11 protein-coding genes, 1 tRNA gene and 1 riboswitch are annotated in these 17,101 nt (G+C 44.3%); of the genes, 2 read left to right on the top strand and 10 right to left on the bottom strand.

Going from position 1 to position 17,101, the window contains the following annotated elements:
• Positions 1-48: 48 nt before the first annotated feature.
• Positions 49-5,277 carry a DEAD/DEAH box helicase gene (locus HMPREF2696_RS04055; RefSeq protein ID WP_083300556.1) on the top strand — a complete coding sequence of 1,743 codons (5,229 nt, stop codon included), beginning with the start codon at positions 49-51 and terminating at the stop codon, positions 5,275-5,277.
• Positions 5,278-5,520: 243 nt separating this feature from the next.
• Here HMPREF2696_RS04055 and HMPREF2696_RS11200 read toward each other — a convergent pair whose 3' ends face one another.
• From HMPREF2696_RS11200 to HMPREF2696_RS04020, 8 genes are all read right to left on the bottom strand, one after another.
• Positions 5,521-5,793 (bottom strand): YkgJ family cysteine cluster protein, encoded by a 273-nt coding sequence (locus tag HMPREF2696_RS11200; RefSeq protein ID WP_083300555.1) that lies wholly within the window; start codon positions 5,791-5,793, stop codon positions 5,521-5,523.
• Between the two features lie 58 nt (positions 5,794-5,851).
• On the bottom strand, positions 5,852-6,865 hold the full coding sequence (locus HMPREF2696_RS04050; protein ID WP_070588050.1) for a hypothetical protein: 1,014 nt from the start codon (positions 6,863-6,865) through the stop codon (positions 5,852-5,854).
• A 10-nt stretch (positions 6,866-6,875) separates the two neighbouring features.
• The gene (locus tag HMPREF2696_RS04045; protein ID WP_070587910.1) at positions 6,876-7,832 is read right to left on the bottom strand and encodes a hypothetical protein; all 957 of its coding nucleotides are present in this window, start codon (positions 7,830-7,832) and stop codon (positions 6,876-6,878) included.
• 9 nt (positions 7,833-7,841) lie between these two features.
• Entirely contained in the window at positions 7,842-9,362 is a 1,521-nt protein-coding gene (locus tag HMPREF2696_RS04040; protein ID WP_070587907.1) for a hypothetical protein, read from the bottom strand.
• A 351-nt stretch (positions 9,363-9,713) separates the two neighbouring features.
• Positions 9,714-10,043: a helix-turn-helix domain-containing protein gene (locus HMPREF2696_RS04035; protein WP_070587904.1), complete on the bottom strand. Its 330-nt coding sequence runs from the start codon at positions 10,041-10,043 to the stop codon at positions 9,714-9,716.
• Positions 10,033-10,350 carry a type II toxin-antitoxin system RelE/ParE family toxin gene (locus HMPREF2696_RS04030; RefSeq protein ID WP_249967830.1) on the bottom strand — a complete coding sequence of 106 codons (318 nt, stop codon included), beginning with the start codon at positions 10,348-10,350 and terminating at the stop codon, positions 10,033-10,035. Before HMPREF2696_RS04030 ends, HMPREF2696_RS04035 begins: the two co-directional genes overlap by 11 nt.
• A gap of 117 nt (positions 10,351-10,467) precedes the next feature.
• Positions 10,468-11,643 (bottom strand): tyrosine-type recombinase/integrase, encoded by a 1,176-nt coding sequence (locus tag HMPREF2696_RS04025; protein WP_070587902.1) that lies wholly within the window; start codon positions 11,641-11,643, stop codon positions 10,468-10,470.
• 225 nt (positions 11,644-11,868) lie between these two features.
• Positions 11,869-11,945: transfer RNA gene (locus tag HMPREF2696_RS04020), tRNA-Met, on the bottom strand.
• Positions 11,946-12,056: 111 nt separating this feature from the next.
• Positions 12,057-12,156, top strand: a riboswitch (TPP riboswitch).
• A gap of 94 nt (positions 12,157-12,250) precedes the next feature.
• On the opposite strand from HMPREF2696_RS04020, the gene thiC reads away from it, so the two are divergent.
• Complete coding sequence (gene thiC / locus HMPREF2696_RS04015; protein ID WP_049344950.1) at positions 12,251-14,140, top strand: phosphomethylpyrimidine synthase ThiC; 1,890 nt, start codon at positions 12,251-12,253, stop codon at positions 14,138-14,140.
• Between the two features lie 91 nt (positions 14,141-14,231).
• Here thiC and murJ read toward each other — a convergent pair whose 3' ends face one another.
• Together murJ and lpxB are read right to left on the bottom strand one after the other, a co-directional pair.
• Positions 14,232-15,770, bottom strand: a complete 1,539-nt coding sequence (gene murJ, locus HMPREF2696_RS04010; RefSeq protein WP_004519114.1) for a murein biosynthesis integral membrane protein MurJ — start codon at positions 15,768-15,770, stop codon at positions 14,232-14,234.
• Positions 15,771-15,779: 9 nt separating this feature from the next.
• Entirely contained in the window at positions 15,780-16,955 is a 1,176-nt protein-coding gene (gene lpxB, locus HMPREF2696_RS04005) for a lipid-A-disaccharide synthase (RefSeq protein WP_004519115.1), read from the bottom strand.
• Positions 16,956-17,101 lie beyond the last annotated feature (146 nt).

Genomic DNA, 17,101 nt, shown 5'->3' with positions numbered 1-17,101 from the left:
TTATTATCAACTATAATATTTGAAATTTTACCGTACGGGAAACCAATTATGTCAGCATTAAGCACCTTACTAGAGCAGTTTGAAAAAGCCACGCTGAGCCAACGTGATAAAGGCACTTCTTTTGAGAATCTCATTATTAAATTCTTTCAGTTTGAACCTTATTACAAAAGCCAATATTCAAACGTACAGACTTACGCTCAATGGATTGAGGAGCATGGTGCTTCACTTGGTTTAGAAAACAAAACAGATGCAGGTATTGATTTAGTCTTAACGAGCAATACAGGCGAATTTCACGCTGTACAATGCAAAAATTATTCTGCTGACTACAGCATTCAAAAGAATGATATCGACAGCTTCTTTACTGCTTCAGGTAAGCAATGGTTTACCCATCGCTATATTGTAACTACTACAAATAAATGGTCAAAAAATGCAAGAGAGGCTTTAACCAATCAACAAATCCCTGTTTCAGTTATCAATTTGGAAGATCTAGAAAACAGCCAAATTGATTGGTCGCAATTTCAAATCAAAGATAAACCTGTATTAAAAGCAAAAAAAGGCTTACGCCCACATCAACAAAGTGCCTTAAAAAGTGTTGAAACCCGATTTAATGGAGGAGAAACACGCGGTAAGCTGATTATGGCTTGTGGTACGGGTAAAACGTTTACTGCGCTGAAAATCGCTGAAAAAATGGCTGGTAAAGGCAAGCGGGTACTCTTCCTAGTACCAAGCTTATCATTATTGAGCCAAACCTTACGCGAATGGAATCAAGACACAGAAACACCATTGATTAACTTTGCTGTTTGTTCAGATAGCGATGTAGGCAAAAAACACAATGAAGATAGCGTCCTAGCCAATCTTAGCGATTTACAATTTCCAGCAACAACTAATGCCAAAAGCCTTGCAAACGCCGTACACGTAGTAGAGCAAAAAAATAAACAGCAAACCATGACTGTTGTTTATTCCACTTATCATTCCATTGATGTGATTCACCAAGCTCAATCACTGCATAATCTGCCTGAGTTTGATTTAATCATTTGCGATGAAGCACACCGCACTACCGGCGCAACATTTGATGGAGAAGACGAATCCGCTTTTGTCCGCATACACGATGCCGACTACATCAAAGGCGCAAAACGGTTGTATATGACTGCTACTCCGCGTATCTATGGAGAAGCCGCTAAAACAACCGAAGGCGTGGTTTTGTATTCTATGGATGACGAAACCCATTACGGCAAAGAGTTTTTCGTTCTAACATTCTCCCAAGCCGTTTCAGACGGCCTATTGGTCGATTATAAAGTTATTGTCTTAGCCATTGAAGAAAGTCATATCCAACGCCGCATCCAAAACCTACTCACTGACGGCAACAACGAACTCAAAGTCGATGATGCTGCCAAAATTGTGGGCTGCTGGAAAGCACTTTCCAAATACGGACTAAGCGGCGAAGAAGGTGCACTGTACAATCCAATGCGACGTGCCGTTGCCTTCTGCCAAGTCATTGAAAAAGAATACAAAGGCAGCAAACACAAAGTCAGTTCAAAACTAATTGCAGAAATGTTCCAAACCGTGATTGAGGAATACCAGCAGGCAGAACGTACTGCCTTGCTCAAACAAAATCCCGATTTGAAACTGCCACCGCAACTGGCCATGACCTGTCAAGCCGAACATGTGGACGGCGGTATGAACGCAGGTGAAAAAGAAAGCAAGCTGCAATGGCTAAAAGCACCCGAAGGGCTACCCGAAAATACCTGCCGCATCCTCTCCAATGTCCGCTGCCTGTCTGAAGGCGTGGACGTACCTGCACTAGATGCCGTGTTATTCCTTACTCCTCGCAACTCCCAAGTTGATGTCGTGCAGTCGGTCGGCCGCGTCATGCGCCGTGCCGAAGGCAAACAACAGGGCTACGTTATCCTTCCTGTCGTTATCCCTGCAGGTGTAGAAGCCGAAGACGCATTAGACAAAAATGAAAACTACCGAGTTGTCTGGCAGGTACTCAACGCTCTACGTGCACACGATGACCGCTTCGATGCCATGATTAACAAATTGGAGTTCAACGGTAAAGATACCCAGAAAATGGAAGTTATCGCCATTGCCGACAAAGTTTCTCCCAAAATCAAACGAAGCAGCAAAAAAGACCAAACCTTACGCGAAACCAAGGCTAGCTACGGCATAGGCAGCCCCACCACACCCGCGCCAGTACAAGAAAGCTTCCAATTCGAAATCGGCGAAATCGAACGCGCCCTCTACGCCAAAATTGTCAAAAAATGTGGCAACCGCCACCATTGGGAAGACTGGGCAGACGACATTGCCAAAATTGCTCGTACCCATATCGACAGCATCAACGCCATTCTGGAAAACCCTGCCAACGAAACAGAGCGCACAGCCTTCGAGGCCTTTGCTGCCGAACTGCGCGACGACCTCAACAACGCCGTCAGCGACGAAGAAATCGTCGAAATGCTGGCTCAACACATGATTACCAAACCTGTGTTCGACGCACTGTTTTCCGATTACAGCTTTGCCGAACACAATCCCATGAGCCGTGCCATGCAGAAAGTGCTGGATTTATTGCAGCAGAAAAACCTGCACAAAGAGCGCAATACCCTGCAATCCTTCTACGACTCCGTCCACCTGCGTGCCAGCGGCATCGAAACCGCCGAAGGCAAACAAAAAATCGTCGTGGAACTCTACGACAAATTCTTCCGTAACGCCTTCCCGCGTATGACCGAACGGCTCGGCATCGTTTACACGCCCGTCGAAGTCGTCGATTTCATCATCAAAAGCGTGGAAGACGTCTTACAGCACGAATTCAAAAGCAGCCTGCAAGACAAAGACGTGCATATCCTTGATCCCTTTACCGGCACAGGTACCTTCATCACCCGCCTGCTGCAAAGCGGCATCATCCCTCGCGACAGACTTCCTGAAAAATACAAAAGCGAAATCCACGCCAACGAAATCGTCCTGCTCGCCTACTACATCGCCGCCATCAACATCGAATCTGCCTACCACGGCATACTGGCAGGCAACATTGACGGCAATGTTTCAGACGACGTCCCCTACGTTCCCTTTGAAGGCATCTGCCTGACCGATACCTTCCAAATGTACGAGAAAGGCGACATGCTGGACGAAATGCTGGTGGATAACAGCGCACGCCGCAAACGGCAGAAAGCCTTGGACATCCGTGTCATTATCGGCAATCCGCCCTATTCCGCAGGGAGAAAAAAAGGCAACGATGATACAGCTCGCATCCCATATCCCCTTTTAGATGAGAGAATTCGAGAAACCTATGCGGCTAACACAGATGCTACCAACAAAAATGCTCTATATAACAGCTACATCCGCGCCTTACGCTGGGCTTCTGACCGTTTATCGGGTCAAGGTGTAATTGCTTTTATTTCTGGTAACGGGTTTATCGACAAACCTGTAATGAGCGGATTGCGAAAATGTTGGCAAGAAGAATTTAGTAATATTTACATTTTTAACCTGCGTGGAGATGTGAAGAAAAATATATTAAGCAAGGGAAGAACCAAAGAAGGAGAAAATATTTTTGATGACGCCAGTACATCAGGTATCGCCATCTCAATTCTTGTTAAAAAATCTAATCAAAAAGAAAAAGGTAAGATTTACTATTATGATATTGGAGATAATTTATCGGTAAAAGATAAAAAAGCCAAGCTGATTAAAATAGATAGCATGAAAAATGTTCCTTGGGAACAAATTGAACCAAATGAATTTTCTGACTGGGTAAATCAAAGAGATTCTAACTTTAATGACTATATTTTAATTGGAGATAAAAAAGATAAAACAGAAAATTTAATTTTTTCTACATACTCTATGGGCATTAAAACAAATCGCGACACTTGGGTTTATGGGTTTTCAAAAAATAAGATTGAACAAAATTTGACTGGATTGCTTAATTTTTATAATAGTGAAGTAAAAAGGTATGAAGATGCTAAAAATTTGCTGCCCGCCAAACAGGACTTGATTGTAGAAGATTTTATTAGCCTGGATGCAACAAAAATTAGCTGGTCTCGTGCTTTAAGAAGTGATATTAAGAAAGGAAAAATACATACATTGAAATCTTCTTCAATCATGGTTGGGTTGTATCGACCATTTACCAAACAATATTTATATTTTGATCGTAGTTTGGTAAATGATATGGCGTTAATGCCAAAATTATTCCCTAGTCAGTCAAGTAACAATAAAGTAATTATTACTAACGGCAAAGGTTCAAGAAATGGGTTATCAACATTAATAGCGGAAGCACCTCCTGATTTAAATATTCTTGAAGCGGGAGCACAATGTTTTCCATTGGATTATTTTGAAGAAACGGATAGCCCGAACGAACGAACGAACGAACGAACGAACGAACGAAATTATACTCGAACAAACAGCCAATCTAGTTATTTGTATAACAGGGATTGGGGCTCGGAGCGGATTTTCAGTGTTAATGACAGACAAGGTGCCAGACCTACATACATTGGACACGAGTCAATGCTTCCCCATGTTCCTCTACAAAACGGAGGAAGTGTAATGGAAAATCAAGACCTGTTCGCCGCAGAAACGTCGTCTGAAAAGCAGCCTGCGCAGAAAAAGCTCGTCCGTCGCTCTGCCATCACCGACGATGCGCTGGCACATTTCCGTGAGCCATATTCCGCCGCCGATGCAGCCCAAATCAGCAAAGAAGATATCTTCTATTACATTTACGGCCTGCTGCACAGCGAAGAATACCGCGAGCGCTACGCCGACAATTTAAGTAAACAGCTCCCGCGCATCCCGCGCATGAAAACTTACGCTGATTTTGCTGCATTCAGTCAGGCAGGGCGCGATTTGGCAGCTTTGCACCTGAACTACGAAACCGTACCGATGTATCAAGACGTAAAATTTTCAGGTAGCCTGAAAGGCCTGAAACTTACCCCGCAGCAAGTCATCGGCGGCACAGATGAAGATTTCCGCGTGATCAAAATGAAATTTCCTAAAATTAAAAAATTAACGGATAAAAGCAAAGTTATTTACAATGACAAAATCATAATTGAGAAAATTCCTGAAGCTGCCTACGACTATATCGTAAACGGCAAATCAGCATTAGAATGGGTTATAGAAACCCAAGCAGTGAAGACCGACAAAAAGTCAGGTATTACTAACGATGCTAATGATTGGGCATCTGATACCATGAATAACCCGCGCTACCCTCTCGAACTACTCCTGCGTGTCATTACAGTAAGCTTGGAGACACAGAAAATCGTTAACAACCTACCAGCTCTAGATATTGTTGGTACTTGATTGCTGATACAGGCATAACAAACCCTGCTATCCCATTGTGGGTAGCAGGGTTTTATGTTGTCCATACAGTCATTTGATTGGGCAAAAATAAGCCATCATACGTGAAAATTATTACAACTTTAAAGGATACGATCGTTGTTTAGGAGAGAAATCATGGGGTAAATTTCGTATTCTTCTAATGAATTGAATTTTTTGAATAGCCCATGAGCTAGTTATTAATGGATTTTTTATAATATATTAATCTTATTTATCTTTCTGCCATTTTTCACAAAACTCGAGATTCATTTGAACAAATTTTTCCCAAGAAATATCATGAATTAGATATTTTTTATAATAGTCTTCTACACGACATACTTCAGGTCGATTTTCGTATATCGTACACAAGTTGGTTTTCTCATCCAAATATTGGCAAATGCCATCACCTCGATCAAGGAATATGGTTTGTTCACTTAGCTTTACGCGACGACAACATTGGCCACAAGCAGAACAGGGAAAAGGTGAAAGTTGATGCGGCATAGTTAAAAACTCATACAAACTAGGCTGCCTCAATTGAAAGCAGCCTAGTTTTTGCTATTTATGCTTCTACTTGTTTTGGAAAAGCACTTTGAATCTGATTATGCAGCTCCAGTAAGTTACTATCTGCATCACCTAACAAATTACCTTGCTCGTCCAAGATCGGAGTATCCAAAACTACTTTTATTAACTGAATTAATTTTACATTCTTCATTACAATCAGTTTTGCATCATCTGAATATTGGGAGTAATCAACACCTTGCTCATCAATGATACTTTGCAAGCGTTTTAAGTTACGACGAGAATGAGTACGTAATGTAGATAAAATAGAAATAGCGCGTTTTGCAACTTCGTTAATACCATCAGTCAAAGCAATTGCCGCATCTGTATCCGCAAGGAATTTTCTTGCCTCTTCAAGATTGCTATAAGCATCATTTAAATTACTTTCCGCTTTTGAACCCATGTACCATCCTGCAATGAGTAGTGCTGGTCCGGTTGTTAATGCCCCCAATGCCATCATACCTCCAGCAATGCCCATACCACCTGAAGCAAGTGTTCCTCCGCCTAACCACGCCAAAGTTGCATTAGTGGCAGCAGCTCCACTCAGTGTACTAATCGTTGCTCCTGTTCCTGCGGTAGCAAATGCCATCGTACCACTGTACGCGCCAAATGCAGCTAATGCTCCGCCAGCTAAGCCTGTACCTGCTCCCACTCCAGCACTTGCAACGAAAGAGACCTGTTTTTGCATGTTTTTCAATACAACAGTACTGAAGTCATTTAAGTTTAAATTTCCTAAATTACCATCATGTTGAAAATCGACATTTTTGATTTGGCTAAATATAGCAAGAAAATTTTGAACACTTGTAGTCAAGGTATCAATTTTTTTCTGGCCCAATTCTTGTAAGGATTTTTCACAATTAATGCGTGAATTTTCCAAGGCTTTTTGTGCTTTATTAACAACCTCCTTAGCATTGTCATTTACACTATTAGCTTCATTGTTATCTACAATAGCTTTACCACCTTTATATAAACCTGTAGCAGCCAGACCGACACCAATAATTAAAGGAATTGCCATTATTTTCTCCTTATTCATTAATTAATTCAGCTAATTCTTTATTAACTTTGAAAAGAGTTGACATTACCGTGTCAAATTCTTCTATATATTCACTATCAAAAGAACAAACCTGGCAAATCGTATTAATCAGTTGTTTCTCTTCTGTCTCAAATGCACCGCTGCTATATGCGGCTCCAATTAATTCACATAGGATAATTTTCTTTTCTCGTTCGGATAAGGTCAATCCAATTGCTACTTTACGCGCAAACACTGTTTGAACTGCTTTTTGTAGGATCTCCTGTTTAATTTGCGGCAATGATGCCATGCTTGCTCTAATCTTTGTCGGTGTTAGAGTCAGAATATCTTCTCCTTTTGAAATAAGATATTGCATGACTTCTTGTTTAATATCAGCATCATTGGCATATTTGCCTAAAATATCATCAATTGCATTATCTAGAACCCACCAAAATGTGGGAAATTTTTTTTCAGAATCACGGGATATATTTAAATGATCCAACAATTGGCTAACGCTAGCATCTTTTCCCTCAGAATCATCACCAAATAAGGAAAAAACGGATGCGCGGGAGAAGGAAAAAGTGGGTTTGACTTTGACGGTCATTAAGCCAATAGCTTCATTTCTCTCAGAATCATCACCTGCATACGATTCATCAGGTTCCGGATTATAGAAAGATGATGTATTTAAACTGGAATCAAAAGCTCTATATTGCTGATTTAAAGAAAGTTCTATAAAGTCGCTATTAAAATCGATATCATTCTTATCTGATTTAAAGAGCTCATTTTGATACTCTTGCAACATTTCTGCTTCTTTTGAACTGATACTAGCTAGAAATTTTTTTAAAACTTCATCTGATGTAAATTCAGATATTTGTTCTGAGGCATCATTATCGTGTGAAGCCATCATCACAAGCATTGCCAATTCTAAAAACAATGCTTTATGTAACCGGGTCGGAAGTTGATTTAAAAACATATCTATCTCCTAAATGACTAAGACGTTTTGAGAAAGCATGACGGAATCCAGTTCTGTCATCGAGTTGATGCTAATTTTTTTCCCAAGTAAATCAGCAAATTTATTCATACCTTTACATAATTCATCGGCTGAAACATCATCTTTTTCTAATAGTTGAAATAGGTCATTACTCTCTTGATCTAATTGTGCAACCTTTGATGCAAATAATTCTTTTAAACCGATTTCATACTGTCGTGCTATTGCAGAAGCGGCAGCGCATTGAATTTCGATTAACCTTCGTCGTTCTGCTGATTCTTCTGCCTCTTTTAAGGCATTAAAAAATCCATAATACAAGGAATTAGTAATTGCATAACCTACCATGCTACCAATCAAGCCACCTAATACAGGAATAGGAATTGCTATTTGTCCAAGCATAGTGCATGCGCTCGTCGAGAGCATACCTGCGGCAGTTGCCCCCATTTCCTTTGCTAGTTCAGTACCAGTTATTTCATTTTTTGCAAAACGAGTCGCGGATTTACCGACTGCTAAACAGACGGAGACAATAGTTCCAGGTAATCCAGTTGCAGAAAGTTGGCGTAATACAGTACGTTCTGATTGCTGCATATAGCTTTTAATCGCAGATCCTGCAAATGCTGAACCATAACCAACTCCTGCTGAAATTAAAGTACTCTTTGCCGTATCAACTACTGCAGCACCTAATTTTTTATCTCCGGTCCATACGGCAATTACGTTACTTACAGCCGAAATAGAGCCTCCAAGCGCAGCACCCAATTTTGCCCCTTCTAGACCTGCTTGATGACTTACCTTAGCTATGTCTTTTATTGTCTCAAAGTTTGGATTAAGGCGATATCTTACAGCTTCTTCGGTTGTTAAACCTGAGTCTGCAATTTTATGTTCTAGCTGTCTGTAATTTTCAGCCTGTTTTTCAAATTTATCTGCTAATGGTAAGTTACCTTTCTCACGTAATGCTTGAGCTTGCTCTTTTAGATTATTCGCTTGTTCGCGGCAGGTAGCTTTCATCATTTCTACTTGCTCAGTAGGAACTTCTACCCGGTCTACAGCCAAATATCGTGAATAATCGTTTTTCCCTCCACCTTCTCCTCGAGCAATTTTTTTCAATAATTCATCAGGATGACTAACAAACTTCATTTGAGCAGTTGATAGTTCTTTGCCATCAAGTAGCTCTACAATATCCACAGTTGTATTGTTTTTGCCGTATTTTGCTAAATCTTCACTACGTACAAAGCGGTTTGCTTTGCCATCAATGATTGCTTGTGCATTTCTTTTTGAGACACTACTAATTTCTGCCGAAAAACCAGCTTGTTGTTTAATATTCCTTTCAACATCATTTGGATTTATTTTGTAATTGTTAATATCCAATAAACTTCGGTCAAATTTTTGACCAGTTTGCGCATCAATACCGCGTAAACCTTTTAGGAATTCTGCTCCTGCATCTCCATAACGACTTACAGTTTCAAATATGCCACCAGAAATGGCTGTATTGGTAATATCTAACGTACTTTTGGTCATTAATTTTCCCTCGACCAGGAATTGAATCAGCCTAAAAAAGCTGGGAATATTTTAAATTTTTCATTCTTTGTTTTTAAATTTGAGAAGCATGTTCTCTACATGACTAGTAAATGTAACATACAATTACATGGATTGGGGATAGCTTCTTGTTTATTCTGAAAGGAATAATTAGGCAGAGCTAACTCGTTGTAAAATAAAGGCAGAGCATCTCTATTTTATCGTTAGTATAATTTCTGCATTAAGTCATTAATTGCTTTACCGCTTAAGATATGTACTGACGCAAACATAAAAAAACCTGCTACCCATATGAGTAGCAGGGCCTTATATATCATTATTCAAAAAGAATAAAAACTAACCGAGCTCACTAATCAAATTAGGATGCTTATCTAAAAGTTTCAGTAAAGCTCCTGCTGCCCCACTTGGTTTACGCGTACCTTGTTCCCAAGATTTAAGGGTACTAGAAGAAATGCCCAACGCTGCAGCAAATTTTTCTTGAGATAAACCAGTTTTTTGACGTGTCTGAACTGTAGAAAGAGCTTCTACTGATGTACACCGGGCAAACTTACCTTGCCTTAATTCATTTAAAGATTGCTTCAAGCTATCTTGAATTTGAACTGCATCTGGATCATCATCAATAACGGCCTGTACGATTTCAGAAATATTCCAATTTTCAGGAGTCATGTCTCTGTCCTTTCAAACTTTTCAATTCAGACGGCTTTAAATTCTCTTTGTCATTCTTTGCATAAATATCCAAACAGACAATCAACCCATCTACCAAGATGTTGAAGTAAATGACCCGATAGCCACCACTTTTCCCACTACCTTGTCGAGCTACACGAATTTTCCGTAAACCACCGCCATTAGGAATAACATCTCCTGCATACGGATTTTGAGAAAGCTGGGCAAAGAAAAATAGACGTTCGTCTTCTTTTAAAAGTTTAGCAGCTTTGTTTTTAAATGTTTCAGTTTCAGCGATGGTATACATCATTTTTCTCTATACTAGAAATGTAACACATAGTATTACCTTAAAACAACTGATTAGCTAGTTATTAAATATAAAAATACTTAATCCAACAATAATTTATCGTATTTCCTGCACTAATCACTAACCCTTTCTATCAAATTGTCTTATCCAGTTACTGTACCATTCCATCATTTCATGGCGTTGATCCAAGTATTCTGTACGATGATATGCCCGACGTATCTTATTGGCTTCAACGTGAGCCAATTGTCGTTCAACTATATCAGCATCAAATCCATTTTCATTTAATACATCTGTTGCAAGAGATCGAAATCCATGGGGAACTGCTTTTCCCTTATAGCCCATCCGAGCCATAATATAGCTGATAGTATTTTCGCTAATTGGCTTCATACTGTCCCATGCTCCGAAAAATAAATAAGGACTTCTTCCGGTAATCTCCTTCAATTCTAAAAGTAATTCGATTGCCCAATTAGACAGAGGCACAATATGAGGTCTACGCATTTTCATCTTTTCGGCTGGAATGTGCCATTCTCGCCTATCAAAATTGATTTCTTCCCATTTTGCAAAACGTAATTCATTAGGGCGCACAAACCAGATAATCTGTAATTTCATTGCAATACGTAGATATTCAGCTATCTGCATTTCTCCTAGCTTCTGAAAGAATCCAGGTAACTCACTTTGAGGTAACGCTAACCTGTGAACCTCTTTTTTTCTACGAATTACGCCTGTAAGAGGTAGAGCAGGATTAATCTTGATCAAACCTGTTTGTATAGCATAGTTGAAAACACATTTAATTCTCTGTAATACACGAATGGCCGTATCATTGACATCTCGTGCTTCAACGGCTTTAATAACTAACAACAATCTAGGCGTTTCAATCAAAGTAATGTCTTCATTGCCAATTTCAGGCAGTACATCAACCTCTAAAGAGTGCCAAACTGTTCTAGCATGTTTAGGTGTCCATCTCGTTGCTTCAGCTTCCCACCACTCCTTAGCCGCTTGAAAAAAGGTGGTGCGTTTTTCCATATCCTCCTCAGCTTGATTTTTAAGAGCAGGGTCTTGTCCCTCTCTCAAACTCTTGCGCAGTAATTCACGTTCTGCACGAGCTTCTTTCAGAGAAATATCAGGATATTTCCCAATAGCCAAAGTTTTCTGCTTTTTATTGAAGCGATAGTTAAATCGCCAGTATTTGCTGCCGTTTGGATGCAGCAAAAGTACTAGGCCTTGACCATCTGATAGTTTTTTAATGGTGGTTGGAGTTTCAGCGTGTCGAATTCTCGCTTCTGAAAGTGCGTTCATTTCTATACCTTTCTGATTTCGTGTTGGTACAAAAATGGTAGCAAAGGAAATGTACCAACAAATGTACCAACAGCAGTTTTGGACTCTAGCAGACACTGCTAGACAAAATTGAATGGTGGAAATAATCGCAAAAATACAACAGATTGAAATTAATGGGCTTTTTGGACTTTATTGGACAATATAGACATGAAAAAAGACCGCTATACAAGCGGTCTTTTTAGTATGTGGTTGCGGGAGCAGGATTCGAACCTACGACCTTCGGGTTATGAGCCCGACGAGCTACCATGCTGCTCCATCCCGCGTCAGAAGTTGTAACTATACGGAAAGACGGAATCGCTGTCAAGCGTTTTTGACAGAAAATGCGAAAAACGCCGCTTTACAAAAAACCGTCCGCATGGTTTAATTTTTCGTTAATAAAGAAACAGGGGTGCTGCTTTCAAACCGAGCGGCTGAGAAATACCCTTTACACCCGAACAGGATAATACCTGCGTGGGGAGTTTCGGCAAATGTGTTTTTAGACGGTTGATTGAAGATATCCACAAGGCCGTCTGAAAAAAAGCAATGCTCCTGTTTCCATTTCATAACCGAAAAACAGGAGCAATTTTTTATGACTACCGCTAAAAAAACCGGCGATGAGGCGCGCCGTCTTTCCGACTTGAGCGAAGACATCGGCATCCGCTTCCAATATCCCAATTCCAACCGCGTCTATATCCCGGGCAGCCGCGCCGACATCCGCGTGCCTTTACGCGAAATCCGTCAAGACGACACCTACACAGCACAAGGTACGGAAACCAATCCACCGATTCCGGTGTACGACACCAGCGGCGCATACGGCGATCCGGCGGCACACATCGACTTGAAACAAGGTTTGCCGCACGTCCGCACTGCATGGCTGGACGAACGCGGCGATACCGAAATCCTGCCCAAGCTTTCCAGCGAATACGGCACTGAACGCGCGCACGATCCGAAAACCGCCCATCTGCGTTTCAACCAAATTACCCACCCGCGCCGCGCCAAAGCAGGCCGCAACGTAACCCAGCTTCACTACGCCCGCCAAGGCATCATTACGCCGGAAATGGAGTTTGTCGCCATACGCGAACGCATGAAGCTGGACGAGCTTTTCAGACGGCCTGAATACGCCAAGCTCTTGAAACAACACGCAGGGCAAAGTTTCGGCGCGAATATCCCGACCCATCCCGACCAAATCACGCCCGAATTCGTGTGTCAAGAAATCGCCGCCGGACGCGCGATCATCCCTGCCAACATCAACCATCCCGAACTCGAACCGATGATTATCGGCCGCAACTTCCGCGTCAAAATCAACGGCAACTTGGGCAACTCCGCCGTAACCTCCAGCCTGACCGAAGAAGTCGAAAAAATGGTGTGGTCGCTGCGTTGGGGCGCGGACACGATTATGGATTTGTCTACCGGCGCACATATCCACGAAACACGCGAATGGATTATCCGCAACGCGCCCGTCCCCATCGGTACTGTGCCTATTTACCAAGCTTTGGAAAAAACCGGCGGCATCGCCGAAGACCTGACTTGGGATTTGGTGCGCGACACCTTAATCGAGCAGGCAGAACAAGGCGTGGACTATTTCACCCTGCACGCAGGCGTATTGCTACGCTATGTGCCAATGACGGCCGATCGCCTCACAGGCATCGTATCGCGCGGCGGCTCTATCATGGCGAAATGGTGCCTCGCCCATCATCAGGAAAACTTCCTCTACACACATTTCGACGAAATCTGCGAAATCATGAAAGCCTACGACGTATCATTCAGCCTCGGCGACGGTCTGCGCCCCGGCTGCATTGCCGATGCCAACGACGAATCCCAATTCGCCGAGCTGCACACTTTGGGCGAATTGACTGCCAAAGCGTGGAAACACGACGTACAAGTCATGATCGAAGGCCCGGGCCATGTACCGTTGCAACGCGTGAAAGAAAACATGACCGAAGAGTTGCAACACTGCTTTGAAGCGCCTTTCTACACACTCGGCCCGCTCGTTACCGACATCGCCCCCGGCTACGACCACATCACCTCGGGCATAGGCGCGACCAATATCGGCTGGTACGGCACAGCCATGCTCTGCTACGTTACCCCGAAAGAGCATCTCGGCCTGCCCGACAAAGAAGACGTGCGCACCGGCATCATCACCTACAAGCTCGCCGCCCATGCCGCCGACCTCGCCAAAGGCTGGCCGGGCGCACAGTTGCGCGACAACGCCTTAAGCAAAGCGCGTTTCGAGTTCCGCTGGCGCGACCAATTCCGCCTCAGCCTCGACCCCGAACGCGCCGAGAGCTTCCACGACGAAACCCTGCCTGCCGAAGGCGCGAAAATCGCCCACTTCTGCTCAATGTGCGGTCCCAAATTCTGCTCGATGAAAATCACGCAGGAAGTGCGCGACTACGCCGACAAGCAAAAAGCCCAACGGCAGGGCATGGAAGAAAAAGCGATTGAGTTCGTCAAAAAAGGAGCGAAGCTTTACAGTTAAAACGTAAAGGAAGAAAAGGCCGTCTGAAAATGTTTCAGACGGCCTTTTTAGTGAATAGCCTTTAAGCCAAAGCAATACGCACTACGGCCGCTTATTTTTCCACCCTGCGGAAATGGTGCGGACGGAAGCCGAGCGCGACGAGGGAAACGAAGTAGAGGCCGCCGCCCAAGGCAATCAGGACGCAGAGTTGGCCTGCTTTTTTAAAGCCGCCGACGTGTACCCATTCAAACGGCAGATAATATTGCGCCAGCCACAAACCGCCGCCCATGACGACCAAAGAGATGACCATTTTAACCAAAAACGCTGCCCAACATTTACCGGGGCGGTAGATGCCGTGTTTGCGCAAAAGGAAAAACAGCAAACCTGCATTCAGACACGCGCCCAAACCGATAGCAAGGGACAGACCGACGTGTTTGAGCGGCGAAATGAAAGCGAGGTTCATCAACTGTGTGCAAATCAGCGTGAAAATAGCGACCTTAACGGGGGTTTTGATGTTTTGGCGCGCGTAGAAGCCGGGTGCCAATACTTTAATCATAATCAGCCCGATCAAGCCAAAGGAATAAGCAATGAGCGCGTGTTGGGTCATTTGCGCGTCGTGCAGCGTAAATTCACGGTACATGAACAAGGTCGTAACCAACGGGAAAGACAACACGGCAAGGCCGACGGCGGCAGGTAGGGTCAGCAGCATGCACAGGCGCAAACCCCAGTCGAGCAGACCGGAAAATTGCTCGGTATCCTGACTGGCAGCGTGTTTGGACAAGGTAGGCAATAAGATTGTACCGAGTGCCACGCCCAAAACACCGGTTGGCAATTCCATCAGTCGGTCGGCGTAATACATCCATGACACGCTGCCGGACTGCAAAAACGAGGCAAAAATGGTGTTGATAACCAAGGAAATCTGCGCCACGCTCACGCCCAAAATAGCCGGCGCCATCTGTTTCATTACGCGGTTGACCGCTGCGTCTTTAAAGCTGAGTTTGGGCATTTTCAAGAAACCCAGTTTCGCCAACCAAGGCAGTTGGAACACCAGCTGCAACACGCCGCCGACAAATACCGCCCACGCCAAAGCCATAACAGGCGGATCAAAATACGGCACGAAGAACAGGGAAAAGACGATAAAGGAGATGTTCAAAAAAGTCGGCGTAAAGGCGGGAATGCCGAATTTATGATAGGAATTGAGTATTGAGCCGACAAAAGACGACAAAGAAATCAAAAAAATATAAGGAAACGTCACCCGCAGCAAGTCGATGGAGAGCTGAAACTTATCGGCTTCTTTGGCAAAACCGGGCGCAGAAACATAAATCACCCACGGCGCGGCAAGTATGCCCAGCGCAGTAACGATGACCAGCACAAACGACAGCATGCCGGCCACATGACGCACAAACGCCTGCGTGGCTTCGGGCGAGCGGGTTTCTTTGTATTCCGCCAAAATCGGTACGAAGGCTTGGGCAAATGCGCCCTCTGCAAACACTCGCCGCAGCAGGTTGGGCAGTTTAAACGCGACAAAAAACGCATCCGTCGCCATGCCTGCACCAAACGCACGGGCGATAATCGTATCGCGCACAAAGCCTAAAATGCGCGACACCATCGTCAGGCTGCCAACCTTGGCCAATGCTCCCAATAAATTCATGTATTTTCCTTACTTGTCTTTCAGGCCGTCTGAAAATCCGGCTTCTTCCAATACTGCCGCCGCAGCCAATGCCGCCGTATCTTTTTTCAACAGCAGATGCAAGGCGTGAAAATCCTGTTCCAACGCGGCCACGGCTTCAGGGCGGTCATACCAGTCTGCCACGGCCTGTGCCAGTTTTTCAGGGACGGCATCGTGTTGCAGCAGCTCGGGAACGGCGGCTTTACCCAACAGAATATTGGGCAAACCGACATGCGGCACTTTGATTTTGTTTTTCACATACGCATAAGTTAGCGGCGAAATTTTGTAGCTGATAACCATAGGCCGCTTGCACAAGGCCACTTCCAAAGTCGCCGTACCACTGGTGACCAATACCACGTCGGCAGCGGCGCAAACCGTATCCGACTGCTTGTCGGTCAGCGTGATGGGAAGGGCTGCGAACTCAGGCTGCGCCAAAATTTCACTAATGCGTTTGCGCGTTGCGGCCGTCGCCACAGGCAGCAAAAACTGTGCCTTCGGATAACGTTTCAGCAGCAATAAGGCCGTCTGAAAAAACACCGCCGCCATGTAATCGATTTCGCTCACGCGGCTGCCGGGCAAGATGGCAAACACGGGCACGTCCGCAGGTACGCCCAGCTTCTGCCGTGCCGCCGCCCTATCCGCTTCCACCGGCATGGTTTGCGCCATCGGATGGCCGACAAACTCAGCCTTGCCGCCGGCATCGATATATAGCTGCGGTTCCATCGGAAATAGGCACAACACGCGGTTGACCTGATGTACGATTTTATTGACCCGTTCGCGCCGCCACGCCCAAACCGACGGGCTGACATAATGAATGGTATGAATGCCTGCCTGCTTGAGTTTTTCGGCCACGCCGAGATTAAAGTCCGGCGCATCGATGCCGATAAACACATCCGGCTTGAGGCGGAGCAAATCGTTCACCAGCCCTTTGCGGATTTTCAAAATCTGCGGCAGGCGTTTGATGACCTCAACAAAACCGCGCACCGCCAGCTTTTCCTGATCGTACAAACTCTCAAAACCCTCCGCCTTCATGCGCTCGCCGCCGATGCCGGTAAACCGCGCATTCGGGCAACGCGCCTTAATGGCACGGATTAAATGTGCGCCGAGCAAGTCGCCGGAAGCTTCGCCGACGCTGATGGCGATAAGGGGGGAAGGATTGGAGTTCATATTGTTGAGGTTCGGAAGCTAAAAGATTTTGGGGCGGTCATTTGCCCAACCGTTTTCAGACGGCATCGACAGCAAACGGGCAGAAACCTGCCCTACTACGCGGATTTTTGCAATCCAAAGGCCGTCTGAAAAAGTTTCAGACGGCC

The organism is Neisseria sp. HMSC058F07, assembly GCF_001810035.1.
Classification (GTDB): domain Bacteria; phylum Pseudomonadota; class Gammaproteobacteria; order Burkholderiales; family Neisseriaceae; genus Neisseria; species Neisseria perflava.
The sequence above is the reverse complement of the archived record's forward strand: the minus strand, read 5'-3'. Positions and strand labels throughout refer to the sequence as shown.

Coding starts and splice junctions, on each gene's coding strand:
- HMPREF2696_RS04050 (WP_070588050.1), bottom strand. CDS start 6,865: ATGGCAATTCCTTTAATTATTGGTGTCGGTCTGGCTGCTACAGGTTTA.
- HMPREF2696_RS04040 (WP_070587907.1), bottom strand. CDS start 9,362: ATGACCAAAAGTACGTTAGATATTACCAATACAGCCATTTCTGGTGGC.
- lpxB (WP_004519115.1), bottom strand. CDS start 16,955: ATGAACTCCAATCCTTCCCCCCTTATCGCCATCAGCGTCGGCGAAGCT.
- HMPREF2696_RS04030 (WP_249967830.1), bottom strand. CDS start 10,350: ATGATGTATACCATCGCTGAAACTGAAACATTTAAAAACAAAGCTGCT.
- HMPREF2696_RS04045 (WP_070587910.1), bottom strand. CDS start 7,832: ATGTTTTTAAATCAACTTCCGACCCGGTTACATAAAGCATTGTTTTTA.
- HMPREF2696_RS04035 (WP_070587904.1), bottom strand. CDS start 10,043: ATGACTCCTGAAAATTGGAATATTTCTGAAATCGTACAGGCCGTTATT.
- HMPREF2696_RS04055 (WP_083300556.1), top strand. CDS start 49: ATGTCAGCATTAAGCACCTTACTAGAGCAGTTTGAAAAAGCCACGCTG.
- murJ (WP_004519114.1), bottom strand. CDS start 15,770: ATGAATTTATTGGGAGCATTGGCCAAGGTTGGCAGCCTGACGATGGTG.
- HMPREF2696_RS04025 (WP_070587902.1), bottom strand. CDS start 11,643: ATGAACGCACTTTCAGAAGCGAGAATTCGACACGCTGAAACTCCAACC.
- HMPREF2696_RS11200 (WP_083300555.1), bottom strand. CDS start 5,793: ATGCCGCATCAACTTTCACCTTTTCCCTGTTCTGCTTGTGGCCAATGT.
- thiC (WP_049344950.1), top strand. CDS start 12,251: ATGACTACCGCTAAAAAAACCGGCGATGAGGCGCGCCGTCTTTCCGAC.